We start from the raw sequence: 25393 nt of genomic DNA, 5'->3' as shown, positions 1-25393 counted from the left end.
GTCATCCGAACGACCGAACCTGCGCCCCCTTGGCGAGCTATATCGCCATAAATCACTGTTTGTCGGTTCTAAGGAGCAGATAAAAGAGCGGTCACTGAAGCACCTGATCGGCGGCCCGCCGAGACGCCACGGGAGGGTTGCCGCGGTGCCGCCGCACCCCTCTTGCGCGTACGCACAGAACATGATTCGGTCGCCTTGAGGACCGCCCGAGTCAACCAAGCATCCGGTCAAGCAGGAGGCTCACGACATGCGCCAGCACGACACGCTGTTCATCGGAGGCGAGTGGGTGACCCCGGCGGGCACCGGGACGATCGACGTGGTCTCCCCCCACACCGAGGAGGTCGTCGGCCGGGTGCCCGACGGCACGGCCGCCGACATGGACCGCGCCGTGGCCGCCGCGCGGCAGGCGTTCGACCGGGGCCCGTGGCCGCGCCTGACCTTCGCCGAGCGCGCGGCGGCGATCTCCCGGCTGGCCGAGGTCTACGCGGCCCGGCTGGGCGAGATGGCCGATCTCATCACCGAGGAGATGGGCTCGCCCATCACCTTCTCCCAGCTCGCCCAGGCACCGCAGCCGCTCGGCATGCTGCAGTACTACGCCGAGCTCGGCACGACGTTCCAGCAGGAGGAGCAGCGGCCCGGCCTGTTCGGCCCGACGACCGTGCGGCGCGAGCCGGTGGGCGTCGTGGCGGCCATCGTCCCCTGGAACGTCCCCCAGTTCGTCGCCATGACCAAGATCGCGCCCGCGCTGCTGGCAGGCTGCGCGATCGTGCTCAAGCCCGCCCCCGAGACGCCGCTCGACGCGTACCTGCTGGCCGAGATCGCGCAGGAGGCCGGCATCCCGGCGGGCGTGCTCAACATCGTGCCCGCCGGACGTGAGGCGGGCGAGCACCTGGTGTCCCACCCGGGCGTGGACAAGGTGGCCTTCACGGGCTCCACCGCGGCCGGCCGGCGCATCGGCTCCATCTGCGGTGAGCAGCTCAAGCGGGTCAGCCTGGAGCTCGGCGGCAAGTCGGCGGCCATCATCCTCGACGACGCCGATCTGGCCGCCAGTGTCGGCATGCTGGCGATCGCCTCCCTGATGAACAACGGCCAGGCGTGCGTCGCGCAGACCCGCATCCTCGCCTCCCGCAACCGCTACGACGAGGTCGTGGAGGCCGTGGCGGGCATGGTCACCTCGCAGCAGGTCGGCGACCCGGCCGACCCGGCCACCGGCATCGGCCCGCTCGTCGCCAGGCGCCAGCAGGAGCGCGTCGAGGGCTACATCAGGATCGGCATGGAGGAGGGCGCCAAGGTGGTCGTCGGCGGCCTCGACCGGCCGTACGACCGCGGGTGGTACGTCGCGCCCACGGTCTTCTCCGGCGTGAGCAACGACATGCGGATCGCCCGCGAGGAGATCTTCGGGCCGGTGCTGGCGGTCATCCCGTACGAGGACGAGGCCGACGCGATCCGCATCGCCAACGACAGCGACTACGGTCTGGCCGGCTCGGTCTGGACGGCCGACGCGGACCACGGCATGGACGTCGCCCGCCAGGTGCGCACCGGCACGTACGGCGTGAACTGCTTCATGCTGGAGGCAAACGCGCCCTTCGGCGGCTACAAGTCCAGCGGCGTCGGCCGGGAGCTGGGCCCGGAGGGGCTGGCCGGCTACCTGGAGCACAAGTCGATCACGCGCCTGGGCTGAGCGGACTCCCGTTCCGTCCGGCACCACGGACGACCGGCACCACGCGACGACCGGCGCGACGCGGGGCCCCGGCACTCAGGTGCCGGGGCCCCGCTCCGGTCGGATGGCACCCAGCGCGCCCCCGCAACGCTAGGTGCCGCTCACGCGGCTACCTGTGGAGGCCCGCTGAACGCAGGCCACCCCAGGTCCCCACTCCGTCCACCCGCGGCGACCCGCCGAACGCGGACCACTCTGGGCGACCAACCGGATACAAGAAGTATGTCCTACGGATACCGCCGAAGGCGGTTTCCTTCCCCAAGGACTTTCTCCCGGCGGATTTCTTCCTTACGTCCTAGGTAGACGCTTGTTACTCACGAAAGGTTCGTTCTAATCCACTTTCCGATTCGATGGATTAGTTCGGGCGTCGCCGCGGACTCCGCGTGGCCGTATCCGGGCTCGATCCAGAGCTCCTTCGGCTCGCGCGCGCCGTCGTAGATCTGATGGGCGTGCTCCAGGGGGAAGAACGCGTCGGCGTCGCCGTGGACGACCAGCAGCGGGACGGGTGAGATGAGCGCGGCGGCCTCGTACGGCGGCATGGGGATCGGGTCCCACTGGCCCCGGGCGATCCTCGTGCGCTTGGCCACGCGCGCCGCCCACCGGCCGAGCGGCCGCTCGATGGCCCAGTGGACCTGGCGCATCGGCTTGGTGCCCCGGTAGTACCAGCGGGCCGGGCCGCTCACCGACACCACGGCGCCCACGCCGCCACGCAGACCCGCGTGGCGCAGCGCCACCGACGCCCCCATCGAGAACCCCACGACGGCGATCCGCTCGTAGCCGACGACCCGGGCGTGGCGCACCGCCGCCTCCACGTCGAGGATCTCCAGGTCGCCGACCGTCGTCTCGCCGCCGGAACGGCCGTGGCCACGGAAGTCGAACGCCATCACACCGCCGTACCCGCTCAGCACGTGCACGATCCGCCGCGCGGTGCGATCCCGCCACGACCCGGTGAACCCGTGCGCCATCACGATCCCCAGGCCGCCGCCCGGTCCGGCGGCGGGCGGCGTGTGGGCGGCGTCGATGCGGACACCGTCCTCCGTGCGGAGCATGACGGGGAAGTTGGGCGCGAACGGCATGAGACCGAGCCTACGACCCGCGACCACCGTCCCCGCAGGTCGCTAGAGGGGTGTCCCCAGATGTCGCGTCGCCCAGACCGCGATCTGCGCTCGGGAGCTGTGGCCGAGCTTGTCCATGATGTTGGCGATGTGCCGGGCCACGGTCGCCGGGCTGATCACCAGCTCGGCGGCGATGGCACGGTTGGACAGGCCACGGGTCAGCAGCGCGGCGATCTCCCGCTCACGCGCCGTCAACGGCGCCCGCTGGACCGTCCCCTTCGGCGAGGCCGCGACCGGCGCACCTGACGGGGACGCGACCGGCGTACCTGACGGGGACACGACCGTCCCGCCCGACGGGACCGCGACCACGGCGCGGCCGGCGCCCTTCACGACCCGACGACCACCGCCGTCCAGAACGTGACGAGCCACATCCACCGGGTCCATGGCGGCCCCGTGCACCCACAGCAACGCGGCGCGGCCCGCACCCAGCGCGGCACGGGCCCGGCCGAGCAGCTCTTCGACGCGGGCGCCGTCGGGGCCCTGGTGGATCACCTCGCGCAGCGCGACCGCCGCCCCGGCGGCCAGGACCGCGCCCTCCAGGTCGCCCTCGGCCTCGGCCAGCACCGACAGCCCGACCAGGCAGCGGGACAGGCCCCGGTGCTCGCCGGATCGCGTGCTCAGCGCCAGGCTCGCCGCCAGCCGGTCCCGCGCCGACTCGAACTCCCGCAGCATGGCCGCCACCCGCCCCAGCCGCGCCAGGCAACGGGACAGCGCGACGCCGGTGCCCGGCCCCTCCCCCAGCTCCCGCAGCCAGGGCACGGCCGCCTCGTAGTGGGCCACGGCCGTCACCAGGTCGCCGCGCGCCTCGGCCCCCGCGCCGAGCTGCACCGCCGTACGGGCCATGATCCAGCGATGGCCGTGCTCGCACGCCCGCCGCAACGCCTCCTCGCCGTGCCGCTGCGCCTCCCGCAGCCGGCCGCGGACCAGCGCCACCGCCGACAGGCCGGCCAGCGCGGCGGCCTCGTTCCAGGGGTCACCGCAGGCACGGGCCAGCGCCAGGCCGTCCTCGGCATGACGCTGCGCCTCGTCCGCCCGTCCCAGGCGCAGCAGCACCAGGACGGACAGGCTGTGACTCACCCCGGCGGCGAACGGCCCGGCGCCGTCGAGCCGCCCCACGCTCTCCGTGAGCAGCTCCAGCGCCCGGACCAGCTCGTCGCGCTCCTCCAGCCCGTAGGCGAGGTACGCCTTGGCCCGCGCGACCTGCTCGGCCGGCACCTCGTCCAGGTCGAGGGCGAGCAGCCTCTCCACCCAGCCGACGACCTCGGTGGGGCCGCTCACGGGGAGCAGGCTCGTGCTGTGGAAGCACAGCCACAGGCCGCGCCGCGCGTCAGCGGACTCGATCGCCCAGTCGAGCGCCGCCCGCTGGTCGTCGGCCAGGGCGCGGCAGGCGTTGAGCGCGGCCAGCCGCCGCCCCCACGGCAGGCGCGGCTCGACCAGCTCCTCCCTGAAGTGGCGCTCCTGCAGCTCACACAGAACGCCGAGATGGCGGTCGCGCACCATCTCCCGCTCCCCCGCCTCGCGCAGCCGCCCGGCGGCGAACCGCCTGATCGTCTCCAGCAGGTGGTAGCGGACCCCGTCGTCGCCGCGCAGCACCAGCGACTTGTCCACCAGCCCGCCGAGCAGCTCCACGATGTCGGCCGGAGCGATGGGCTCGTCCGCGCACACCCGCTCGGCCAGCTCCAGATCGAACGCCCCGGCGAACACCGACAGCCGCCGCAGCAGCACCCGCTCGTGCGGCGACAGCAGGTCGTGACTCCACTCGATCGCGGCCAGCAACGTGCGCTGGCGCGCCGGGGCGGTACGCCCGCCCGTGGTCAGCAGCGAGAACCGGTCGTCGATGCGGTCGGCGATCTGGCCGGGGGTGAGCAGGCTGGTACGGGCCGCGGCCAGCTCCAGGGCGAGCGGGAGACCGTCGAGGGCCCGGCACAACCGCACCATGTCGGGCAGGCTCTCCAGGCCCAGCCGGGTACCCGCGGCAGCGGCCCGCTCGCGGAACAACCGGACCGCCTCGGCGTCGTACGCGCTCCGCACGGCCCACCGCCCGCACCCCGGCCCCTCCCAGGCCGCGGACCGAACGCCCTCTCCGAGAAGGGCGCCCTCTCCTCCGGCCCCGGCTCCGGCCCCGGCCGCCGGCTCCACCGGCCCGGCGAGGGCATCCCCTTCAGACGACTCGGTCCCCGGCGACATGGTGATCCGTCCGGGCCAGGCATCCCACTCAGGCCCGTCGGCCCCCGCGGGCGTGGCGGCCCGCCCTGACCACGCACCCCACGGAGACTCCTCACCATCCGCAGGCTCGGCCGCCCCGCAGCGAACCGCGCGCCCGGACAGAGCGGTCGGCTCGGACGGAGCGGTCGGCATGGACAGAGCGGTCGGCTCGGACGGAGCGGTCGGCTCGGACGGAGCGGTCGGCTCGGACGGAGCGGTCGGCTCGGGCAGGGCATGCTGGCCGGACGCGGCGCGACATCCCGACAGGGCGTCCCCCTCGGACAGCTCAGCCCCCGCGGAGCCGGCGGCACCCGCGGCCGGTGGTGCCGGCTCAGGCATGGCGTGCCGACCGGCCGCGGCGGGGCGTTCGGGGAGAGCAGAGAGACCGGGGACGGCATGCCGTGCCGGGGAAGCGCCTGGGCCGGCCGTGTCCGGCCGTTCGGGGGAAGCGGGTAGGCCAGGCGTGTCCGGCCGTTCGGGGGAAGCGGGTAGGCCAGGCGTGTCCGGCCGTTCGGGGGAAGCGGGTAGGCCAGGCGTGCTGCCGGACGCGGGCGAGCCGCCGGACAGGGACGGAATGCCGTACCAGGTCGACCAAGAGGGCCAGGCGGGGCAGGAAAGGGCATCCGGGCATGGGGGCCGGGCGGGTATCGGGTCTCGTTCCGTCTCGGCGGCTCCTCCCGGAGGGGAGGCGTCCAGGGGGTGGGTGGCGTCGAGGGGCGAGGCCGGGTGAGGGAGGCGGAGGGCGTCGGCCGGGGGAAGGGCGAGTGGCGGCACCCGCCATACGATCTCTCCGGCGATGCGGAGCGGCTCGCGGCTGGTGGCCAGGATGCTGACCAGCCGGCAGGAGGCCACCAGCTCGGCGCTCACCCGGGCGCACGCGTCGATCAGGTGCTCGCAGTTGTCCAGCAACAGCAGGCAGCGGGTGTCGCCCAGCCGGGCCGCCACGGTGTCCAGCAGCGGCCGTCCCGGCTCCTCGCGTACGCCGAGCACCCTGGCGATCTCGCCCGTGACCAGCTCGGGCCGGTTGATGCGGGCCAGCTCGACCAGCCACACGCCTCCCGGGTACGCGGGCACGAGCCGGGCGGCCACGCGCAGCGCCAGCCTGGTCTTGCCGATTCCGCCGACCCCGCACAGGGTCACCACCCGCGCCCCGCCGACCGCACACCCCGCCCAGCCACGACGTCCGCCCGTGTTCGCTCGCTCCGGCTTCCGGATCGGCTCGATCCCGTCGTCCCGCTCGCCCGGAGCGAGTCGATCACCCTGGTGCGGCAGGTCGAGCCGGCCGTCCGTACGTGACAGGAGGTCCGGATCGCCTCTGTGAGGGAGATCCAGCCAGTCGTCCCACCCGGCCAGGTCGAGCGGGTCATCCCGCCCGGCCAGGTCCAGCCGGTCGTCCCGCCGGGGCAGGTCGAGCCGGTCGCCGCCGCCCTGACGCGGCACCGCGACCGTTCCTCCGGCCGCCCGGACCACCGCCTCCCCGCCGCCGGACACGCTCCCGCTCCCGGTCCCGATCTGGCCCAAGGCCCTCAGCCGGGCCCGAGCGAGCCCTCCCACACCCGGCCCCGATCCGAGATCCTCCCGCTCGGGTCCCGCCGGCCCAGCCCGTTCCCATCCCTCCGGGGCGGGCCCGTCCAGGCGGGTCAGTGCGCGCGCGTCGTCGGGGACCCATTCCGCCGGCCCGCCGGCCCCCGCCCCGTCCCCCGCCGTCCCGTCCCGGCACCCCGCGCCCGCAGGCGCCCCGTCGGGGCACGCCTCATCTCGGGTGGGTGGGGGTGCGGCCGCGAGGAGGGCGCAGAGGTCGGCGAGGTCGCGCTCGCGCCCCACGAACCGGTTCGGCTCGGCCGGAAGGTTGTGCATGAGGGAATGCGGCATGTGGTCACCCTGCGTCGCGGAAGGATCACACTTTTGCATAGTGTTGCACTTCTCACAGGGCCAGCGCTCTCACGATCGCTCTTTCGTCCAGAACGCGTAGATCCGGATCGCAGGCCAGCCTGCGGGCCAGCTCGGGCGCGGCCACGGTGAGCGTGACCTCGTGCTCCTCGATCAGCACCCGGCACCCGATGAGCGACGGCTCGTGCGCGATCACCACGCTGGAGGCGGCCATCATCGCGATGTCGAACGCCCGCAGCCCCCTGAACGTGTCACTCACCGCGGCGAGCACCACGTCCTCCTCCTCCAGCAGCAGCTCCTCGTCGATCTGGCGCAGGTCCTCGGTCAGCTCCTCCAGCCTCAGCGTCCGCCCGCCGTACAGGACCAGCGCGGGCCCGGCCAGCGGGCCGAAGTCGACCGCGCGCTCGCCCATCAGCTCGGCGAACTGCTGCGCGCCCGGCGAGGGCTCCACGGTGAAGACGCGCTCCACGTCGGTCCTGACGGGGCCGTGGGCGCGCTGGGCGATCAGCATGCGGGCCGGTCCACGGGTGTGGAGGGCCGCCACGCCGCCCGCCCAGACGACGGCGTGGACGGCGGTGGCCAGCTCGATGCCGAGCGGAAGGTCGATCAGCACCTGGTCGCCGTAGCGGAGCCCCTGGCCTCGCAGCCCGCCCGCCACGCGCGTCACGCGTCGCGCGAACGCGGTGCGGGTCAGGACCTGGCCCGTGCGGACGTCAGTCATCGTCGGGTCGCCGTCGTGCTCGTCCGCGGCCCCCATAACCAGCTCCGTCCAGGTCATGGCGACAATGTAGGGACCCCAGACCTCCCTGGCATGCGCACAATTGTGCATCCTGATATGTACATCCGCCCGACGGGCGTTGAACGCGTTCCCAACCTGTCCTGGTACGCCCCGGATGGGGGTCTACGTCCTTCAGCTGCCGTCCGCACGTGCCATGAGCTGGGATCAACTAGACTTGACTGAGCCGCGACATCGCGCGGCGGCCCCCACCGACACAGAGCGAGACGTCATCATGCCCTTGAACAGCCGCGACGACCTGCGGAACATCGCGATCATCGCGCACGTCGACCATGGCAAGACCACGCTGGTCGACGCCATGCTCTGGCAGTCCGGGGCCTTCCGCGCCAACCAGGACGTGGACGACCGGGTCATGGACTCCAACGACCTGGAGCGCGAGAAGGGCATCACCATTCTCGCCAAGAACACCGCGGTCAAGCACGGCGGCATGACCCTCAACATCATCGACACCCCGGGCCACGCCGACTTCGGTGGCGAGGTCGAGCGCGGCCTGTCGATGGTCGACGGTGTCGTGCTGCTGGTCGACGCGTCGGAGGGGCCGCTCCCGCAGACCCGCTTCGTGCTGCGCAAGGCGTTCGGCGCCAAGATGCCGGTCATCCTCTGCATCAACAAGGTCGACCGCCCCGACGCGCGCATCAAGGAGGTCGTCGACGAGGTCTACGAGCTCTTCATGGACCTCGACGCGACCGAGGAGCAGATCGACTTCCCGATCGTCTACGCCTCGGCCAAGGCCGGCCGCGCCTCGCTCAACCGTCCCGAGGACGGCGGCATGCCGGACTCCGAGGACCTGGAGCCCCTGTTCGACATCATCAAGTCGACGATCCCGGCCCCGACCTACGACCCGAACGCCCCGCTGCAGGCTCACGTCACCAACCTCGACGCGTCCTCCTACCTCGGCCGCATCGCGCTGTGCCGCATCCACCAGGGTGTGATGCGCAAGGGCCAGCAGGTGAGCTGGTGCCGTACCGACGGCACGATCCAGCGCGTCAAGATCACCGAGCTGCTGATGACGGAGGCGCTGGAGCGCAAGCCGGCCGAGGAGGCCGGTCCCGGCGACATCATCGCCATCGCCGGCATCCCCGACATCATGATCGGCGAGACGCTGGCCGACCCCGAGGACCCGCGCCCGCTGCCGCTGATCACGGTCGACGAGCCCGCCATCTCGATGACCATCGGCACCAACACCTCGCCGCTGGTCGGCAAGGTCAAGGGCTCCAAGGTCACCGCCCGCATGGTGAAGGACCGCCTGGAGAAGGAGCTCGTCGGCAACGTGTCGCTGCGCGTGCTGCCGACCGACCGGCCCGACGCCTGGGAGGTGCAGGGCCGCGGCGAGCTGGCGCTGGCCATCCTGGTCGAGCAGATGCGCCGCGAGGGCTACGAGCTGACCGTCGGCAAGCCGCAGGTGGTCACCAAGCTCGTCGACGGCAAGGTCCACGAGCCGGTCGAGCGGCTGACCGTCGACTGCCCGGAGGAGTACCTCGGCGCGGTCACCCAGCTCCTGGCCGTCCGCAAGGGCCGCATGGAGCACATGACCAACCACGGCACCGGCTGGATCCGGATGGAGTTCGTGGTGCCGGCGCGCGGCCTGATCGGCTTCCGCACCGAGTTCCTCACCGAGACGCGCGGCACGGGCCTGGTCCACCACGTGTTCGACTCGTACGAGCCGTGGTTCGGCGAGCTGCGCACCCGTAACAACGGCTCGCTGGTGGCCGACCGGTCCGGTCCCGTCACCGCGTTCGCCATGCTCAACCTCCAGGAGCGCGGCACGCTGTTCGTCTCGCCCACCACCGAGGTGTACGAGGGCATGATCGTCGGCGAGAACTCCCGGTCCGACGACATGGACGTCAACATCACCAAGGAGAAGAAGCTCACCAACATGCGCTCCTCCACCAGCGAGGAGACGGAGAAGGTGATCCCGCCGCGCGTCCTGTCGCTGGAGCAGGCGCTGGAGTTCATCCGCGAGGACGAGTGCGTGGAGATCACGCCCGACCACGTGCGCATCCGCAAGGTGGTCCTCGACGCCGCCACCCGCGGTCGCGCCGTCGCCCGCGCCAAGCGCTCCTGACACAGCGACCTGACACAGGGGCCTGACACAGAGGCTTCTCCCGCGACGCCTCCGCGCGCGCCCACCGGGTGGGCGGCGCGGGGCCGGTCCGGGCAGGGCCGGTCCGGGCGGGACCCGTTCGGGCGGGTGTTACCACACAGGTGTGACCACACCGTTACCGCACCGCGGAGAACATCCGGCCGTGCCCGTGGATCATCCACACTGTGGGAAAGCTCCGGATCGTCGTGGCGTTCGGGCTGGCCATGGTCTCGCTGGGCGCGATCCTCTGGTGCCTCGTGGCGGCCAGACCGGTCGAGTGGTCCACGCGTACCCCGAGCCCCGAGGTGCCCGACGCCTGGGAGCTGACCGCCGGGCGCACCGCGGCCGGCTACGCGGCCGAGCGTGAGGCCACGACCGAGGTCGTGGTGGGGCGGGCGAGCCGCGCCGACCTGACCGGGGTGCCCGCCGGGCGCATCGACGAGCGGCTGCGCCAGGTCAAGGTCACGGTCAGGCACCGGCTGCGGATGCGCGCCGAGGACGAGCTGGCCGCGACGCTGCGCCAGGGCAGCGAGTTCCCCGGCGGGATCCAGCGCTTCACCGACGACGGGTTCGGCGCGATCAAGGTGCTCGGTGCCGTCCTGGCCCCGACGAAACGGCTAGCGCCGGTCCTGACCACCTCCGCCGGGCACACCACCGTCGAGTTCCAGGTGACGATGCTGCGGCAGTTCCAGCAGGGCGAGCTGATGGAGCTGGCGTTCCAGGAGCCCGCCGGCCGCCCGCTGATCGTGCTGCGGCGCGCCGTCACGGTGCTCCCCGGCGAGTGGACGCCGCTGCGCGTCCAGGGCGTGCGGCCGTCGCGGGAGGACCCGGAGCGGCTGGAGTTCGCCGTCGGGTTCTACCCGGTGAGCGTGACGCTGGCCCAGGACTCCTACGGGTTCCCCGACCGCCAGGAGGAGGACGACTTCTCCTGGGCGACGGCGCTCGGCATCGGGACCGCCGTGGTGCTCGTGTGGTACCTCGTGCGGGCCATGGGCATGGCCTGGTGGCAGCGGACGGCGAACCGCGAGTTCGCCATCGGCCTGCTGCTGGCCGCACCGACCCTCCTGATCCCCCTCGTGGCCAAGGATTTCACGCCGTTCGCGTACGTGATCCTGTTCGGCGCGGTGCCGGCGCTGGCCGTGTGGCATGCCGGTCGGGTCCTGCCGACGAGCCCGCCGTGGACGGCGCGGGAGGTGCTGGGCGTGACCGCGCTCGGCGTGCTGCTGAGCCTGGGCATGCTGACCTGGTCGTGGCTGCACGAACAGCTCCCGTCCGGCACGCTGCTGACGGGCTCCGCCATCGCGGCGCTGGCCGCCGCCGGGTCCGCCGTGGGGTTCAGCTCCGACCTCGGCATCCGCATGGTCGCGGTACGGCTGGCCGCGTTCGCCGCCGGGTCGGCCGTCGCGCTGCTGGCCCTCGCGCTGTGGACGCGGGCGCTGGTGGACGGCGTCTACCCGCCGGACAGCGTCCGGCTCGTGCTGGGCCTGGGCTGGGCGCTCATCCCCGTCACCGCGGTCGCCGTGGCCACGCGGCGATGGTCGCGGCGGGCGGTGGTGGTCGCCGTGGTGGCGAGCCTGCTCGTGCAGGGCTGGCCGACCGAGTGGCTGGACGCCGGGTCGTGGAGCCTGCCCCTGGCCCCGCCGGCGGAGCCCAAGCTGGGCGACCTGCCGCTGAGCCCGCTCATGCGTGGCGTGCTGGGCCTGCTGCTGCTCGGGTTCGGGCTGCTGCTGCTACGGCTGTGGCGGCTCGGCGGGTCCATCGAGGCGATCAGCCACCCGGCTGCCGAGGCCACGATGATCGCCGGACTGATGGTCCTGTACCTCACGCCCCGGGGCAGCATCACGATCGCCGACAGCGACGTGCCGCTGCCGCTGCTGTCGATCACCTCGATCGTCGCCTGGCTCGCGGCCCGCTGGCTGCTCGTCACCCCGCACCCGTCCGTGGTCGAGCCCACCTCCCCCGACGAGCACCGCGAGCTGATCAGATCCGCCCTGCACAAGCGGCTCCTGCTCATCTCCGAGCAGGAGCTGTACCGGCTCGGCCGGGGCAGGATCGGCGCGGGCGAGATGACGATGGCCGACTTCGACGAGCGCCGGCAGGCCCTGGAGGAGGCGCTCCGCCGGCACGGGCGCGACCCGGAGACGGCCTTCGCCACCGCCGCCGGCTGCCCGCCGTGGGTCAACGGCGTGTACGGCTTCGCGGTGAGCCTGCTGCTGAGTGTGCCGTTCGCGCTCCTGTACGGCAGTCCCGCCGGGGTGGACCTGAGCAGCTTCGTGTTCGACATGCGCTACCTGCTCACCCTGCCCGCCTTCGGGTTCCTGTTCGGGTACTTCTACCCCCGCGTCCGCGGCACCCAGCCCATGACCAAGGCCCTCTACCTCATGGCCGCCGCCCTCGCCACCGAGCTGTCCGGGTACCTGTCGGCGCTGGTGGAGCCGGACATCGGCGGGCTCGACAAGGTGCAGGTGGTGGCGATCGTGGGGGGCGAGGTGGCGCTGGTCTGCATCGGGCTGGGGCTGTACTGGGAGTGGCGGCTCATGCACCTGGCCGGGGAGCCGTGGGCGCGGGTCCGCAACATCCGCAGCGTCCGCAGCCTGGCCACGCCGCTGCTGGCGGTGGTCATCGCGGCGGTCACCACGGCCGCGACCTCGGCGGCCGGCCAGACGGTCGACCGCATTCTCCAGGGCGACGAGCAGGTCACCACCACGGCTCCGAAGTGACCGCCCGCCCTAACGGGACCCGCCGCCGGTCCTCTCCGTGCTCAGCACCCCGCTGTTCTCCGTGCTCAGCACGAGGTAGCCGTCGCGGGAGAACCGTACCCGGTAGCCGTGCTGGAGGAGGGTACGCACGCGGGCCCGCTGCTCCTCCACGCCCGGGAACGGGAACGTGCGGCGGCCCACGTCGGCCACCACCCACGGGGCCCAGCGCGGGGTGCGGTCCCACAGCAGCACCGTGTCTCGGCCGGACAGCGCCGGGGCGAGGTTGTTGGCCGCCTCCACCAGCACCCCGCCGGGCACGGCCGACACGGCCGCGGCGGCGGCGCCCTCGCGCCCGTCGCGCCGGTAGGACGCGGGGTCGGCCAGCTCGGCCAGCGCGAAGAACGGCACGGTCGCGACCGCGAACGCCACCACGCCCGCCGCCCACCACCGCACGATCCGCCCGCCGCGCTCCTCCCCCAGGCGGTCGCGCAGGCGGCGGACCCCGTCCACCCCCGCGGCGAGCACGACGACAACGACGAACGCGTTGTAGTGGTACCCCGGCACCCACCAGTTGGGAAAGGAACTGGCCAGCATGCGCTCGGCCAGCAGGGGCACCGCCACGAGCAGGAGCGGCGAGCCCAGCGCCGCCAGCAGCGTGGTGCCGAGCAGCAGGGCCAGCGTGAGCAGCTTCACCGGCGGGCTGCCGAGCTGCGCCACCACCGCCAGCGGGTCCGTCAGCGCGGTGCGGGCGGCGGCCCCCGCGTCGGCCCCCAGCGCGCCGTACGCCCAGTAGTAGTCGGGCCGTCCCCCGAACAGCGGGATCAGCACCTGCGAGGCCAGCCACGTGTGGACGGTGCCGCCCACGACGAACGCCCCGCCCATGACCCGCCGGCCGCGCTGCCCGAGCAGCACCAGCCCGAAGCCGGCGACGAGCAGCCCCATGTCCTCCTTGACGCACAGCAGCGCCAGGGCGACGAGCACGACGTGGACCCGCCGCCCGGCCTGGTGGCGTTCGAGCAGCAGGCCGGTGAGCAGCGGCGCGAACGCGGCCTCGTGGAAGTCGAACGCCGCCGCCTCCACGACCGGCCACGACAGCGCGTACGCCACCGCGACGAGGTGCGCGGCGCGGACGCCCAGAGCCCGCCTGGTGAAGACCCACAGCGGCACGGTGGCGGAGGCCAGCAGCACGGCCTGCGCGGCCAGCAGCGTGCCGGGGCCGTCGTGGATCCAGTAGAGAGGCGCGAGCACGGCCAGGATCGGCGACCAGTGGTCACCGAGGACGGTGAAGCCGGGCCCGAAGTCGTTGTGGACGCCCTTGACGACGGCCACCGGCAGGCCGAACCGTGAGTAGGACCGGACCGCCTGATCGAAGATCACCAGGTCGTACGCCCCGGCCCGGAACCCGGCCAGCCGCACGAAGGAGACGGCGCCGTACAGCAGGGCCGCCACGGCGGTGATGACGGCCAGAACGCCCCGCTCCCGCCGCCCCCCGGTCTCGCCGTCCAGCCCGCCGCCGGTCAGCGGCGGCGGGGCAGCTCGCTGCCCCGGACGTGCGTGGCCAGCCAGTCCACCAGCGGACCGTAGGCCCGCCACGTCTCCCGCACCCGCTCCACGACGTCCTTCGTGTGGACCCACGGCTCCGGCGGGAAGCGGCGGCCGGCGTGCAGGGAGCGGTGGCGGAGCAGGTCGATGCGGGGATGGTCGGCCGGGTAGTCGCGGGGCCTGGTCTTCAGCCGGTCACCCGCCGGCTCGTAGCCCGCGGCCCGGAGCTCGGCCATCACCGCCTCCAGCGGCTCGCCCGACAGGTCCTCGGCGACCGCCGCGCGGTAGCGGGCGATCTGGTCGGGAGCCTGGGTGTAGCAGCCGCCCGCGGTGTAGAGCCCGTCGGCGCCGATCTGGACGTACAGCCCGATCCCCGGCATGCGGTCGACGAAGGCGCCCTGGTGGGTCTTGTACGGCGACTTGTCCTTGGCGAAGCGGACGTCCCTGTGCGGCCGGAACAGGTGGGCCTGCCCGAACTCAGCGGCCAGCTCCTCGGCGAGCGCGAGCATCGGCGCCCGCACCGCCTCCTCGTAGAGGTCCCGGTGCCGGGTGAAGTACGTCTTCGTGTTGTCCGCCTCCAGGCCCTCGTAGAAGACGAACGCCTCGTCGGGGAAGCCGGTGAAACCCATACGGGCCAGCCTGCCATGTCGCACCGACAACATGGCACGCGGTCACCGGGCCTCCGCCGGCTCGGCGGACTCGTACGTCCGGCCCGGCAGCAGCGCCCTGCCGTACAGCTCGGGCACCGTGACGAAGTGGTAGCCCTTCCTGGCCAGCGTGTCGAGCAGCCGCGGGACCGCCGCGACGCTGGTCGGGTGGATGTCGTGCAGGAGCACGATCGCGCCGGGAGGGGCCTGGCCGGCGCGCCGTGCCACGATCTCGGCATTCCGGTCGCGCCAGTCGAGTGTGTCGACGCTCCACAGGATCTGCGCCAGCCCCTCATGGCGCGCCTGCTCGGCGACGCGGGCGTTCGTCGCCCCGTACGGCGGCCGCATGAGCCGCATCCGCACCCCGGTCGTCCGCTGGACGATCTCCTCGGTGTCGGCCAGCTCGCGCCTGAGCCGCTCGTCGGACAGGGCGGTCAGCGGCGGGTGGCTCCACGAGTGGTTGCCCAGCTCGTGCCCGTCCTCCACGATGCGGCGGGTGAGGCCGGTGTGGTCGGCGGCCACCATCTGCCCCAGGACGAAGAACGTGGCCCGCACCCGCCGCTCGCGCAGCAGGTCGAGCAGCTTGCCGGTGTACTCGCCGGGGCCGTCGTCGAAGGTGAGGGCGACGCACTTGCGCCGCCGGCAGTCGACCACGCGGCGGGCGGGCCAGTCGGGCTGGACGGCGGCCAGCCGCCGGGCGAGCACGCCGGGGTCGATGACGGCGGGCGGGCGCGGCGCCGCGACGGGCGTCGTGGAGGTCGTGTGCGTGGTGCCGCATCCGGCCATGGCGGCGGCGAGCGCGGCACAGGCCGTCACGACGGCCAGGCGGACCGAGTCCCGGCGGGCCGGCCCACCGGCTGGGCCCGCTGTGACACCGCTACGGGTAGTCCTGCGCCAAGTGCCCGCGCAACTCTTTGGCCAGGTCATTCCACCACAGTGGTACATCAGCCTGGAGCTCTGCGAAGCGACGCGCCACCCTTATGGCACATCCGACCGCATCCGTACCCAAATGTCGACGTTTCACCGGTCCTTCCTGCCAGCGGTAAAAACCGTGCCGGTAGCGGACGACGAGGCCGATCCAGACGGGAAGTGTGGCGTCGTCACCCAGCTCGTACGCGGTGGTGACGCCGAGCTCTCGCAGCTCGGCCCGGAGCTTCTCCGTCGCCGCGCGGGCCTCGGTCACGCGTCACCCCCTGCCGGTGCTCGAACGCACACACAGGGATGTACCCACCCACGGGTCACAACCGACAATGACATGCCGTCATCATGGGACTCCGTTGGGTGACAGCGGGGGCTGTTCCGCGTTATTGGCACCATCGGGCAGGGTCCGACCGCCCGATCCGGGGCCGCACAGCATCAGAGCCCGAATCCCCACGGGGATCGGGCTCTGGATCAGCCGCGTCAGGGGCGAGGACGGGGTGCGGGCTCAGGCCGCCGTGCGCTGCGCCGGAGGGCGGAAGGCGCCCTCCTCCATCGCGTACGGCTCCAGCATGGTCCGGAGCTGGCGGCGGCCCCGGTGGAGGCGGGACATCACGGTCCCGATGGGGGTGCCCATGCGCTCGGCGATCTCCTTGTACGCGAACCCCTCGACGTCGGCCAGGTAGACGGCCACGCGGAAGTCCTCGGGCAGGGAGCGGAGCGCGTTCATCACGACGTTGTCGGGCAGGCGCTCCAGCGCCTCGGTCTCGGCCGACTTCAGCCCGGTCGAGGAGTGCGACTCGGCGGCGTGCAGCTGCCAGTCCTCGATCTCCTCGGCGGCCGACAGCTTCGGCGAGCGCTGCCGCTTGCGGTAGTCGTTGATGAAGTTGTTGGTCAGGATACGATGCAGCCACGCCTTGAGGTTCGTGCCCTCGCGGAACTGGTGGTAGGAGGTGTACGCCTTGGCCACCGTCTCCTGGACGAGGTCCTCCGCGTCGGCGGTGTTACGGGTCAGGCGCATGGCGGAGGCGAACAGCTGCGACGTCACGGGCACGACATCGCGCTCGAACCAGTCCTGACGCTGCTCTTCGGTCATAGTGATCAAGTTTCCCCCTTGCGCTATCCCATCTCGGCACAGGTCGGCCCGCATCGAAGTCCATGGTGTCAACACCCACGTAAGGGCCGCGTTAACGGTTGCGCCTGGTCAGAGAGGTGAGAAGTCCGTCTGCTCGCGGCGTGCGTTATCACGTCCACGGCTGGACTTGTCTCAGTACCATAACACTATCCACCCAATTTCGTGGAAAAAGTGGCCAGAGTCACATGAGATAGCGTATGAGCATGGATTTTGTGGATCGTCATAACACGAGGACGCGCCACTGGGTGGCCGAGGCCATCCGCACAGTGGAGGCCGACGCCAACCGGAGTTGTGACACGCACCTTCATGTCTTTCCGCTGCCCCCGCAGTGGGGGGTAAACCTCTACTTGAAAGACGAGTCGGTGCACCCCACCGGTTCACTCAAACACCGGCTGGCCCGCTCGCTCTTCCTGTACGGCCTGGCCAACGGCTGGATCGGCCCCGACACGACGATCGTCGAGGCGTCGAGCGGATCGACGGCGGTCAGCGAGGCGTACTTCGCCCGGCTGCTCGGCCTGCCGTTCATCGCGGTGATGCCGGCCTCGACCTCGCCGGAGAAGTGCCACCTCATCGAGTTCTACGGCGGCAAGTGTCACCTGGTCGACGACCCCACCACGATCTACGAGGAGTCGCGCCGCCTGGCCGCGGAGTCCGGCGGCCACTTCATGGACCAGTTCACCTACGCCGAGCGGGCCACGGACTGGCGGGGCAACAACAACATCGCCGAGTCCATCTTCGCCCAGATGGCCTTGGAGCCGCACCCCGTGCCCGCCTGGATCGTGGTCGGCGCCGGCACCGGCGGCACCTCGTCCACGATCGGCCGCTACATCCGCTACCGGCGGCACTCCACCCGCCTGGCCGTGGCCGACCCCGAGGGGTCGGCCTTCTATCCGGCCTGGGTGTCCGGCGACGCCTCGGTCACGGCGCGGGGCTCGCGGATCGAGGGCATCGGACGGCCCCGGGTGGAGCCGTCGTTCCAGCCGTCGGTGATCGACCGCATGCTGGCCGTACCTGACGCCCGGTCGATCGCCGCCATGCACTGGGTGCGCGAGGTGACCGGCCGCGACGTCGGCGGCTCGACCGGCACCAACGTGGCGGCCTGCGTGGAGCTGATCAAGGAGATGCGCGCCGCGGGCGAGCGCGGCAGCATCGTCACCCTCATCTGCGACGGCGGCGAGCGTTACCGGGGCACGTACTGCGAGCCCGCCTGGCTGGCCGCCCAGGGCCTGGACATCCACCCGCACCTGGACGACCTGCGCGCCTTCCTGGCGGGCTGAGCCGTCAGGCGGTCCTGGCCGGGTCCACCGAGAAGAACCCGGCCAGGTCGTCCAGGATCGCGTGCGCGCCCTGGATGCCGACCGCGGTCATCCACGTCTGGTCCTCGACCTCGTGCTTCTCGCCCTTCAGCCTGCCCCACAGCGGGTTGGCGGCGAACTTGTCCTTGTACTCCGTGGCGGCGGGGTCGCCGTAGGTCGCCACGAAGATGTGCTGGGCGTCCAGGTCGGCGATGCGCTCCTGGCTGACGTCCACCACGATCGAGTCCTCGACGGTGGGCTGGCCCTTCGGGCGGGGGAAGCCGACGTCCTTCAGGACGATGCCGGAGTAGGACTTCTCGACGTACAGGCGGGCGGTCGGCTCGCCGGCGAAGCGGACGATCGAGACGGTGGGCAGCTCGCCGCCCTCCTTGGCCTTGACCGCCTCGCCGATCTTCGCGGCGCGGGCCTCGTACTCCTTGATCCGGGTCTCGGCGAGGTCCTCCTTGCCGAGCGCCTGGCCCATGAGCCGGACGTTGTCCTTCCAGATGGCGCCGGTCGTCTCGCTGAAGACCGTCGGCGCGATCTTGGAGAGCTTGTCGTAGAGCGCCTCGTGGCGGACCTTGGCGGAGACGATCAGGTCCGGCTTGAGCGCGATGATCTTCTCCAGGCTGGGCTGCTCCAGCGTGCCCACCGCGACGGCCTCCTTGCCGTACCGGGCGGCCACCGCGCCGAGGTAGTCGGGCAGCTTGGTCTCGATCGAGCGGTAGGTGGTGTAGCCGACGACCGGCGTCTCCAGCGTGAGGACCGCGTCGACGAAGCTCTGGTCGAGGGCGACCACCCGCTTGGGCTGGGCCGGGATCACGGTCTCGCCCATCGCGTGCTTGACGGTGCGGAACGGCGTGCCGGCCTGGCTGGACGCCGGGGCGCCGGCTCCGGTCGACTCCGTGCCGGCCGAACCGCAGCCGGCGGCGAGCCCCGCCACCAGCATCGCGCTCACCAAGGCGCGCAACCGTCTCATCGAAACCCCTCCCAGGGCAAAAAGTTAGGCAACCCTTATTTAGGTTAGCCCTGCCTAAGCTGGCATACTTCAGCGGGACGGGCAACTGCCGGAAGGGGTCAATGTGAGCGCAACCGCCGTCGCGCCGCGCCTTCACGGCATCCGCCGGCGCCGCGGCCTGCTGCTCGCCGCCCTGCTCGCGGCCGTGTGCGTCGCGGTGCTGCTGAGCGTCACGATCGGCGCCAAGGCCGTTCCGCTCGGCGACGCCTGGCAGGCGCTCACCGCCCCGACCGGCACCGAGAACGACATCGTCATCCGCTCCCTGCGCGTGCCCAGGACCGCCCTCGGCGTGCTGGCCGGGCTCGCGCTCGGCGTGGCCGGGGCGCTCATGCAGGGCCACACCCGCAACCCGCTCGCCGACCCCGGCCTGCTCGGCGTCACCCAGGGAGCCGCGTTCGCGATGGTCGCCTCGATCATCCTGCTCGGCACCCAGAGCCTGCTCGCCTACATCTGGTTCGGCCTGGCCGGCGCGCTGGTGGCCAGCGTGGCCGTGTTCGCGCTCGGCATGGTCGGCGGCCGGGGCGGCCCCACGCCGGTGACGCTCGCGCTCGCGGGCACCGCCGTCAGCGCCTTCCTGTACGCCCTGACCTCCGCGATCGTGCTCCTGGACGAGCAGGCCATGGACGTGTTCCGGTTCTGGCAGGCCGGCTCGGTGGCCGGACGCGGCCCGGACGTGGTCTGGCAGGTGCTGCCGTTCATCGCGGCAGGCCTGGTGCTGGCGCTGGTCAACGCGCCCGGCCTCAACGCGCTGTCCCTCGGCGAGGACGTCGCGCGCAGCCTCGGCCAGAACATCGCGCTCACCCGGGGCATCGGCGTCGCCGCCGTCACGCTCCTGACCGGGGCGGCGGTGGCCGCCTGCGGGTCGCTGGCGTTCGTCGGGCTGCTGGTGCCGCACCTGGCCCGCCCGCTGTCGGGCACCGACCACCGCTGGCTGCTGCCCTACTCCGGCCTGATCGGCGCGGCGCTGCTGCTGCTCGCCGACGTGATCGGCCGCGTCATTGCCCCCGGCGAGCTGGAGGTCGGCGTGGTGCTCGCGCTGATCGGCGCGCCGTTCTTCGTGGCGCTGGTCCGCCGCAGGAAGCCGGTGCGGCTGTGACCCGGACCTCCGCGCGAGTGAAGCCGTCGTTCCCGCTGCGCGCGGGCGGCCTGTCGTGGCGGGTCCGGCCCCGCGGCGTCGCCGTGACCGTGGCCGGCCTGGTGCTGCTCGCCCTGCTCATGGCCCTGAACATGCGCCTCGGCGACCTCCCCCTCGGCCTGGCCGACGTCGTGCGGGCCACGTTCGACCCGTCCGTGCCCGAGCATTTCGTGGTGATGGAGCTGCGCCTGCCCCGCGCGCTGACCGGGGCGCTCGTCGGCGCCGCGCTCGCCCTGTCGGGCGCGATCATCCAGTCCATCGCGCGCAACCCGCTGGCCAGCCCCGAGATCCTCGGCGTCACCACCGGCGCCTCGGTGACCGTGGTGGCCGGCGTCGTCATGAGCGGCAGCGCGTACGGCGGCGCCAGCGGCCTGTTCTCCGCGCTCGGCATCCCGGCGCTGGCGCTGCTCGGCGGCCTGGCCGGAGCCGCGGTGGTGTACGCGCTGGCCTGGCGGCGCGGCCTCGACGGCTACCGGCTGGTCCTGGTCGGCATCGGCGTGGCCGCCGTGTTCACGAACGTGAAGTTCTGGCTGCTGACCGTCGGCGACGTCAACGACACCACCCGTGCCATGGTGTGGATCAGCGGCTCGCTCAACGGCCGCGGCTGGGAGCACGTCGTGCCGGTCGGCCTGGCCCTGGCCGCGCTGATCCCGCTGACCCTGCTCGGCACCCGCTCCCTCGACGCGCTGCGCTACGGCGACGACACCGTCACCGCGCTCGGCGTCCGGGTCAACCTGTCGCGCGCGCTCATGCTGCTCGCCGCCGTGCTGCTGGCCGCCGTGGCGACCGCCTCGGCCGGGCCGATCGCGTTCGTGGCGCTGGCCGCGCCGCAGATCGCGCTGCGCCTGGTCCGGTGCGCCCAGCCGCCGCTGCTGTCGTCCGCCGTGACCGGCGCCGTCCTCACGACCGGGGCCGACCTGATCGCGCGCACCCTGTTCTCCCCCATCGAGCTGCCCGTGGGCGTCGTCACCGCGGTGCTCGGCGCGCCGTACCTGATCCACCTCATCTGGAAGGCACGCGCATGAGGCTCCAGGCCGCCGGCGTCACGCTGGGCTACGGCGACCGGGTCGTCGTCGACGGGCTCGACCTCGGCGTCGAGGCGGGCACGGTGACCACGATCATCGGTCCCAACGGGTGCGGCAAGTCCACGCTGCTGCGCGCCCTCGGCCGGCTGCTCAAGCCGCGCGGAGGCGAGGTACTGCTCGACGGCCGGCGCATCGACCGGATGCCGACCCGGGAGGTGGCCAAGGTGCTCGGCGTGCTGCCGCAGTCCCCCACCGCGCCCGAGGGGCTGACCGTGGCCGACCTGGTCGCGCGCGGCAGGCACCCCCACCAGACGTGGTACCGGCAGTGGTCGTCCGACGACGAGACGGCCGTGGCCCTCGCCCTGGAGCTGACGGGCCTGGCCGACCTGGCGGAGCGCCCGCTGGACGAGCTGTCGGGCGGGCAGCGGCAGCGGGCGTGGATCTCCATGGCCCTCGCCCAGGGCACCGACCTGCTGCTGCTGGACGAGCCCACCACGTTCCTCGACCTGGCACACCAGGTGGAGGTGCTGGAGCTCGTACGGAACCTGCATCAGGAGGCGGGCCGGACCATCGTGATGGTCCTGCACGACCTCAACCTCGCGGCCCGCTACGCCGACCGGCTGGTGGCCATGCGCGCCGGCCGGGTGGTCGCCGCGGGCTCCCCGGAGGAGGTGCTGACCGAGGAGCTGATGCGCGAGGTGTTCGAGCTGGACGCCAAGGTCATCCAGGATCCCGTCGCGGGGACTCCGCTGGTGGTGCCCATCCGGCCGCTGTCCCGGTCCTGAGATCACCGGCGGCCAGCCGCCGCACGCCCGGCGTCACCATCGTGGCCGGCACCAGCGTGACGACCCCGGACACCACGTCGCCCAGCACCAGCAGCCGCCCGCGGTCGAACCGGTCCGCGAGCACCCCGCCGAGCAGGAGCCAGTAGGACCGGCCCACGCCTCACGCCTCCGCGAGCGCCCGCCGGATGTCGGGATCTCCGGGCGCCAGCCGCGCGGCCCGCAGGAGATCGCCTCGCGCCGCCTCCGGCCGTCCCGCGGCGCTGTGCACCAGGGACCGGTTGAACAGCAGTTCGGCCGTCTCCTCCAGCTTCAGCGCCTGCGTGAGGTCGGACAGCGCGGCGTCGTGGTCGCCCTCCTCGTACGACACGGCGGCCCGGCCCGCCCAGGCGGCCACCAGGTCCTGGTCCAGGTCCAGCGCGGCGTCGAACGCGGCCACGGCCTCCGCAGGCCGGCCCTCGGCCGCCTCGACCTGCCCGAGCACGCACCTGAGATGCGGGCTGCGCGGGTCGAGCGCGAGCCCCCGCTCCACGTCGCGCCGGGCCGCGGCGTGCTCGCCCGCCGCCGCGAGGAGCCCCGCGCGGTTGACGTACGCGGGGGCGAAGTCCGGGTCGAGGTCGAGCGTGTGGTCGAGGTCGGCGAGCGCGCCGTCGAGGTCGCCGGTCGCGTAGCGGACCTCCGCCCGGTTGTAGTACGCCTCCGGGAACGGCGGGCTGAGGCGGATCGCGGCCTCGAAGTCGGCCCTCGCGTCCTCGTGGCGGCCCAGCTTGTGCAGCAGGGTGCCGCGGTCCAGGTAGTAGTCGGGGTAGCCGGGGTCGGTGCCGATGGCGATCGCGTAGTCGGCCAGCGCCTCCTGGGTGCGCCCGGCGGCGGCCAGGAGCTGGGCGCGGTTGGCGTACAGGACGAGCCGGTGGATCGGGTGCGTGCCGCCGAGATGCGCCTCGGCCAGGTCGATGGCCTGGCGCACCAGGTCGAGCGCCGCCGCCAGGTTGCCCCTGCGCACCTCGACCAGGGCCTTGCCGTTGAGGTCGAAGCCCAGGTGGAAGGCGCGCTCGCGGGCGTCGGGCAGCAGCGAGGTGATCGTGACGGCTTCGTTGACCCAGGCCAGGGCCTCCTCCGGGTCGCGCCGCGCGAGGTCATGGTGGCGTACCAGCAGCATGGCGGTGGCGTACGCGATCGTGGCGCGGTGCTTGGGGTCGGTGCTCAGGCGGCGGGACCCGTCGTACAGGGCGCGGGCCTCGTCCTCCCGCTCGATGGCCTCCAGCGCGGCGCCCACCCGCTGCACCAGCAGCCGCCGGCCCTCCGGGTCGCCGTCCTGGGAGAGGCCGCGCAGCGCCTCCAGGCCGGCCTCGGCCATGGCGTGGTGGAATCCCTCGTCGCGGAAGCGGTCGAAGTCGGCGTTCAGCGGCTTGTCCGCGGGCGCGCGCCGGCCGGCGACGACGCGCAGCAGGCCCGGGTCCACCCGCCTGCGCAGCACCTCGACCAGCTCGGCGTCGGTCGGGTCGGCCTCGCCGAGGTTGTCGGCGGTGACGGTCAGAGGACCGGTCCGGCTCAGGTGGTCGCGGACGAACTCGGCCAGCCCGTTCGCGACGCGCAACGTCCGGCGGGCGCCGGGGATGAGGATGCGCTGCGCCCTTGGCAGGGTCTCGGCCAGGGTGCGCCTGCTCCGTGGGATCGTCAGGTGCGGCGCCGCGACCCCGATCTCGATGTCGTACGCGGCGACGAGGTCGGGCCGGTGGGCCAGCGCCTCGGGCACGAGGTGGTCCAGCAGCGCGGCTGCGAGCGTGTAGGGGCCGTGGAGCCTGCGGTCGGCGTCCAGGACGATCGTGTCCACCCGAACCTTCTTCCGTGATCCGTCTCCGATCGCGCCTCGGCCGGCGCCCCTCGTGGGGGCGCCGGCCGGGTGGGAGTCAGGGGGTGTGTCGCGGAGCGGCCGCGCCGGAGGGCTTCACGGTTCCGGGCTTGTGGACGACGACCTTCTTCATCGGGTGCCTCTCGTGTTGCATGACGAGACCGTCGCGAACCGTCGCGGGGCGATCTCTCGGGTGACCGGTTCATGTGAACACACGCCAAGTCCGGCGATCAAGGCTTTTCCGGGTAAATCAAATTTTCTATCCATTTTCGGAAGCCGTCATAATTTGGGCGGCTATATCCGAAAATATTGGGCCTTTATTCCCCGATGATCGCGTCCACGAACACCTCGGGGTCGAAGGGCGCCAGATCGTCGGGCCCCTCGCCGAGACCCACCAGCTTGACCGGAACCCCCAGCTCCCGCTGGACCGAGATGACGATGCCGCCCTTGGCCGTGCCGTCGAGCTTGGTCAGCGCGATGCCGGTGATGTTGACCACCTCGCCGAACACCTGGGCCTGGCGCATGCCGTTCTGGCCGGTGGTGGCGTCGAGCACCAGCAGCACCTCGTCGACCGTGGCCTTCTTCTCGATGACCCGCTTGACCTTGCCCAACTCGTCCATCAGGCCCGTCTTGGTGTGCAGACGGCCCGCCGTGTCCACGATGACGACGTCGGCCTTGTCCGCGATGCCCCTGGCCGTGGCGTCGAAGGCCACCGAGGCGGGGTCGCCGCCCTCCGGGCCGCGCACGACCTCGGCGCCGACCCGGTCGCCCCAGGTCTGGAGCTGGTCGGCCGCGGCCGCGCGGAACGTGTCGGCCGCGCCGAGCACGACCTTCTTTCCGTCGCCGATGAGGACGCGAGCGAGCTTGCCGGTCGTGGTGGTCTTGCCGGTGCCGTTGACGCCGACCACGAGCACCACCGCGGCCCGCTCACCGTGGGGCTGGACGTGCAGGGTGCGGTCGAGGTCGGGGTTGACCTGGACGAGCAGCTGCTCGCGCAGCAGCGCGCGCACCTCGTCGGGCGTACGGCTGCCGAGCACCTTGACGCGGGTGCGGAGCTCCTCCACGATCGCCTGGGTCGGCGCGACGCCGACGTCGGCCTTGATCAGCAGCTCCTCGACCTCGTCCCACACGTCGTCGTCGAGCCGGTCGCGGGACAGCAGGTCGAGCAGGCCGCGGCCGAGCGCGCTCTGCGAACGGGCCAGCCGCGAGCGCAGCCGCACCATCCGCCCGGCGGACGGCGGCGGGATCTCCACCTCCGGCGTGACGACCATCGGCTCGGCCGGCTTGACCGGCGGAGGGAGCGTGGTGGTCGCTCCTTCGCCCTCCTCGGCCCCCGTGGCCGGGCGCTCCTTCTCCTGGTCCTCCGGGAGGGGCGCCGTCTCGGGCGGCTCGACCGGCGGCGCCGACCTGCCGCCCGGTCTGAAGAGCAGGAAGAGGCCGCCGGCCGCCACGAGGGCGACGACGACCACGATCACTATGACGCCGAGGTAACCATCCACAAGAAGTCAGTTTTCCAGATCGTCCGTCGTGGTCATGACC

At 72.6% G+C, this 25393-nt stretch carries 19 protein-coding genes; 7 read left to right on the top strand and 12 right to left on the bottom strand.

From position 1 onward, the window contains the following. Positions 1 to 247 precede the first annotated feature (247 nt). Positions 248 to 1681 (top strand): aldehyde dehydrogenase, encoded by a 1434-nt coding sequence (locus MTP10_RS10290; protein ID WP_310708827.1) that lies wholly within the window; start codon positions 248 to 250, stop codon positions 1679 to 1681. A gap of 350 nt (positions 1682 to 2031) precedes the next feature. On the opposite strand, the gene MTP10_RS10285 is transcribed toward MTP10_RS10290, so the two are convergent. The 3 genes from MTP10_RS10285 to MTP10_RS10275 are packed head-to-tail and all read right to left on the bottom strand — an operon-like array spanning position 2032 to position 7705. Then, positions 2032 to 2793 carry an alpha/beta fold hydrolase gene (locus tag MTP10_RS10285; RefSeq protein WP_310708826.1) on the bottom strand — a complete coding sequence of 254 codons (762 nt, stop codon included), beginning with the start codon at positions 2791 to 2793 and terminating at the stop codon, positions 2032 to 2034. 42 nt (positions 2794 to 2835) lie between these two features. Continuing rightward, complete coding sequence (locus MTP10_RS10280) at positions 2836 to 6909, bottom strand: LuxR C-terminal-related transcriptional regulator (protein ID WP_310708825.1); 4074 nt, start codon at positions 6907 to 6909, stop codon at positions 2836 to 2838. A gap of 52 nt (positions 6910 to 6961) precedes the next feature. Then, positions 6962 to 7705 (bottom strand): AMP-binding protein, encoded by a 744-nt coding sequence (locus MTP10_RS10275; protein ID WP_310708824.1) that lies wholly within the window; start codon positions 7703 to 7705, stop codon positions 6962 to 6964. Positions 7706 to 7937: 232 nt separating this feature from the next. Here MTP10_RS10275 and typA point away from each other — a divergent pair, with 232 nt between their 5' ends. After that, the gene (typA, locus tag MTP10_RS10270; protein ID WP_310708823.1) at positions 7938 to 9788 is read left to right on the top strand and encodes a translational GTPase TypA; all 1851 of its coding nucleotides are present in this window, start codon (positions 7938 to 7940) and stop codon (positions 9786 to 9788) included. A 203-nt stretch (positions 9789 to 9991) separates the two neighbouring features. Further along, the gene (locus MTP10_RS10265) at positions 9992 to 12526 is read left to right on the top strand and encodes a hypothetical protein (RefSeq protein WP_310708822.1); all 2535 of its coding nucleotides are present in this window, start codon (positions 9992 to 9994) and stop codon (positions 12524 to 12526) included. A 9-nt stretch (positions 12527 to 12535) separates the two neighbouring features. Here MTP10_RS10265 and MTP10_RS10260 read toward each other — a convergent pair whose 3' ends face one another. The 5 genes from MTP10_RS10260 to MTP10_RS10240 form a co-directional block, all read right to left on the bottom strand. Then, entirely contained in the window at positions 12536 to 14098 is a 1563-nt protein-coding gene (locus tag MTP10_RS10260; protein WP_310708821.1) for a DUF2079 domain-containing protein, read from the bottom strand. Beyond that, positions 14023 to 14676 carry a DUF2461 domain-containing protein gene (locus tag MTP10_RS10255; protein ID WP_310708820.1) on the bottom strand — a complete coding sequence of 218 codons (654 nt, stop codon included), beginning with the start codon at positions 14674 to 14676 and terminating at the stop codon, positions 14023 to 14025. Before MTP10_RS10255 ends, MTP10_RS10260 begins: the two co-directional genes overlap by 76 nt. A gap of 42 nt (positions 14677 to 14718) precedes the next feature. After that, positions 14719 to 15510 (bottom strand): polysaccharide deacetylase family protein, encoded by a 792-nt coding sequence (locus tag MTP10_RS10250; protein ID WP_310708819.1) that lies wholly within the window; start codon positions 15508 to 15510, stop codon positions 14719 to 14721. A 61-nt stretch (positions 15511 to 15571) separates the two neighbouring features. Next, positions 15572 to 15877 carry a hypothetical protein gene (locus MTP10_RS10245; protein WP_310708818.1) on the bottom strand — a complete coding sequence of 102 codons (306 nt, stop codon included), beginning with the start codon at positions 15875 to 15877 and terminating at the stop codon, positions 15572 to 15574. 243 nt (positions 15878 to 16120) lie between these two features. Beyond that, the gene (locus MTP10_RS10240; RefSeq protein ID WP_310708817.1) at positions 16121 to 16708 is read right to left on the bottom strand and encodes a sigma-70 family RNA polymerase sigma factor; all 588 of its coding nucleotides are present in this window, start codon (positions 16706 to 16708) and stop codon (positions 16121 to 16123) included. 242 nt (positions 16709 to 16950) lie between these two features. Here MTP10_RS10240 and MTP10_RS10235 point away from each other — a divergent pair, with 242 nt between their 5' ends. Then, the gene (locus tag MTP10_RS10235; protein ID WP_310708816.1) at positions 16951 to 18024 is read left to right on the top strand and encodes a PLP-dependent cysteine synthase family protein; all 1074 of its coding nucleotides are present in this window, start codon (positions 16951 to 16953) and stop codon (positions 18022 to 18024) included. A gap of 4 nt (positions 18025 to 18028) precedes the next feature. Here the strand turns inward: MTP10_RS10235 and MTP10_RS10230 are convergent, their stop codons facing one another. After that, complete coding sequence (locus tag MTP10_RS10230; RefSeq protein WP_310708815.1) at positions 18029 to 19021, bottom strand: iron-siderophore ABC transporter substrate-binding protein; 993 nt, start codon at positions 19019 to 19021, stop codon at positions 18029 to 18031. 103 nt (positions 19022 to 19124) lie between these two features. Between MTP10_RS10230 and MTP10_RS10225 the strand changes: the two genes are divergently transcribed. From MTP10_RS10225 to MTP10_RS10215, 3 genes are read left to right on the top strand one after another with little or no spacing between them, the layout of a single operon-like run. Further along, positions 19125 to 20156 (top strand): iron ABC transporter permease, encoded by a 1032-nt coding sequence (locus MTP10_RS10225; RefSeq protein ID WP_310708814.1) that lies wholly within the window; start codon positions 19125 to 19127, stop codon positions 20154 to 20156. After that, positions 20153 to 21220, top strand: a complete 1068-nt coding sequence (locus tag MTP10_RS10220) for an iron chelate uptake ABC transporter family permease subunit (protein ID WP_310708813.1) — start codon at positions 20153 to 20155, stop codon at positions 21218 to 21220. Before MTP10_RS10225 ends, MTP10_RS10220 begins: the two co-directional genes overlap by 4 nt. After that, positions 21217 to 22005, top strand: coding sequence for an ABC transporter ATP-binding protein (locus MTP10_RS10215; RefSeq protein ID WP_310708812.1), 789 nt, complete (start codon positions 21217 to 21219; stop codon positions 22003 to 22005). Before MTP10_RS10220 ends, MTP10_RS10215 begins: the two co-directional genes overlap by 4 nt. On the opposite strand, the gene MTP10_RS10210 is transcribed toward MTP10_RS10215, so the two are convergent. From MTP10_RS10210 to ftsY, 3 genes are all read right to left on the bottom strand, one after another. Beyond that, positions 21941 to 22162, bottom strand: a complete 222-nt coding sequence (locus tag MTP10_RS10210; RefSeq protein WP_310708811.1) for a hypothetical protein — start codon at positions 22160 to 22162, stop codon at positions 21941 to 21943. The genes MTP10_RS10215 and MTP10_RS10210 overlap by 65 nt on opposite strands. Before the next feature lie 3 nt (positions 22163 to 22165). Further along, a complete protein-coding gene (locus MTP10_RS10205; protein ID WP_310708810.1) occupies positions 22166 to 23836 on the bottom strand; it encodes a tetratricopeptide repeat protein in 1671 nt (556 codons plus the stop codon). 335 nt (positions 23837 to 24171) lie between these two features. Next, positions 24172 to 25353: a signal recognition particle-docking protein FtsY gene (ftsY, locus tag MTP10_RS10200; RefSeq protein WP_310708809.1), complete on the bottom strand. Its 1182-nt coding sequence runs from the start codon at positions 25351 to 25353 to the stop codon at positions 24172 to 24174. Between the last annotated feature and the right edge of the window lie 40 nt (positions 25354 to 25393).

Origin of the sequence: Nonomuraea sp. 3-1Str (assembly GCF_031570565.1) — a bacterium.
Lineage (GTDB): Bacteria > Actinomycetota > Actinomycetes > Streptosporangiales > Streptosporangiaceae > Nonomuraea.
This window is presented reverse-complemented; position numbering and strand designations above follow the sequence as displayed.

Coding starts and splice junctions, on each gene's coding strand:
- MTP10_RS10290 (WP_310708827.1), top strand. CDS start 248: ATGCGCCAGCACGACACGCTGTTCATCGGAGGCGAGTGGGTGACCCCG.
- MTP10_RS10285 (WP_310708826.1), bottom strand. CDS start 2,793: ATGCCGTTCGCGCCCAACTTCCCCGTCATGCTCCGCACGGAGGACGGT.
- MTP10_RS10280 (WP_310708825.1), bottom strand. CDS start 6,909: ATGCCGCATTCCCTCATGCACAACCTTCCGGCCGAGCCGAACCGGTTC.
- MTP10_RS10275 (WP_310708824.1), bottom strand. CDS start 7,705: ATGACCTGGACGGAGCTGGTTATGGGGGCCGCGGACGAGCACGACGGC.
- typA (WP_310708823.1), top strand. CDS start 7,938: ATGCCCTTGAACAGCCGCGACGACCTGCGGAACATCGCGATCATCGCG.
- MTP10_RS10255 (WP_310708820.1), bottom strand. CDS start 14,676: ATGGGTTTCACCGGCTTCCCCGACGAGGCGTTCGTCTTCTACGAGGGC.
- MTP10_RS10240 (WP_310708817.1), bottom strand. CDS start 16,708: ATGACCGAAGAGCAGCGTCAGGACTGGTTCGAGCGCGATGTCGTGCCC.
- MTP10_RS10235 (WP_310708816.1), top strand. CDS start 16,951: ATGGATTTTGTGGATCGTCATAACACGAGGACGCGCCACTGGGTGGCC.
- MTP10_RS10230 (WP_310708815.1), bottom strand. CDS start 19,021: ATGAGACGGTTGCGCGCCTTGGTGAGCGCGATGCTGGTGGCGGGGCTC.
- MTP10_RS10215 (WP_310708812.1), top strand. CDS start 21,217: ATGAGGCTCCAGGCCGCCGGCGTCACGCTGGGCTACGGCGACCGGGTC.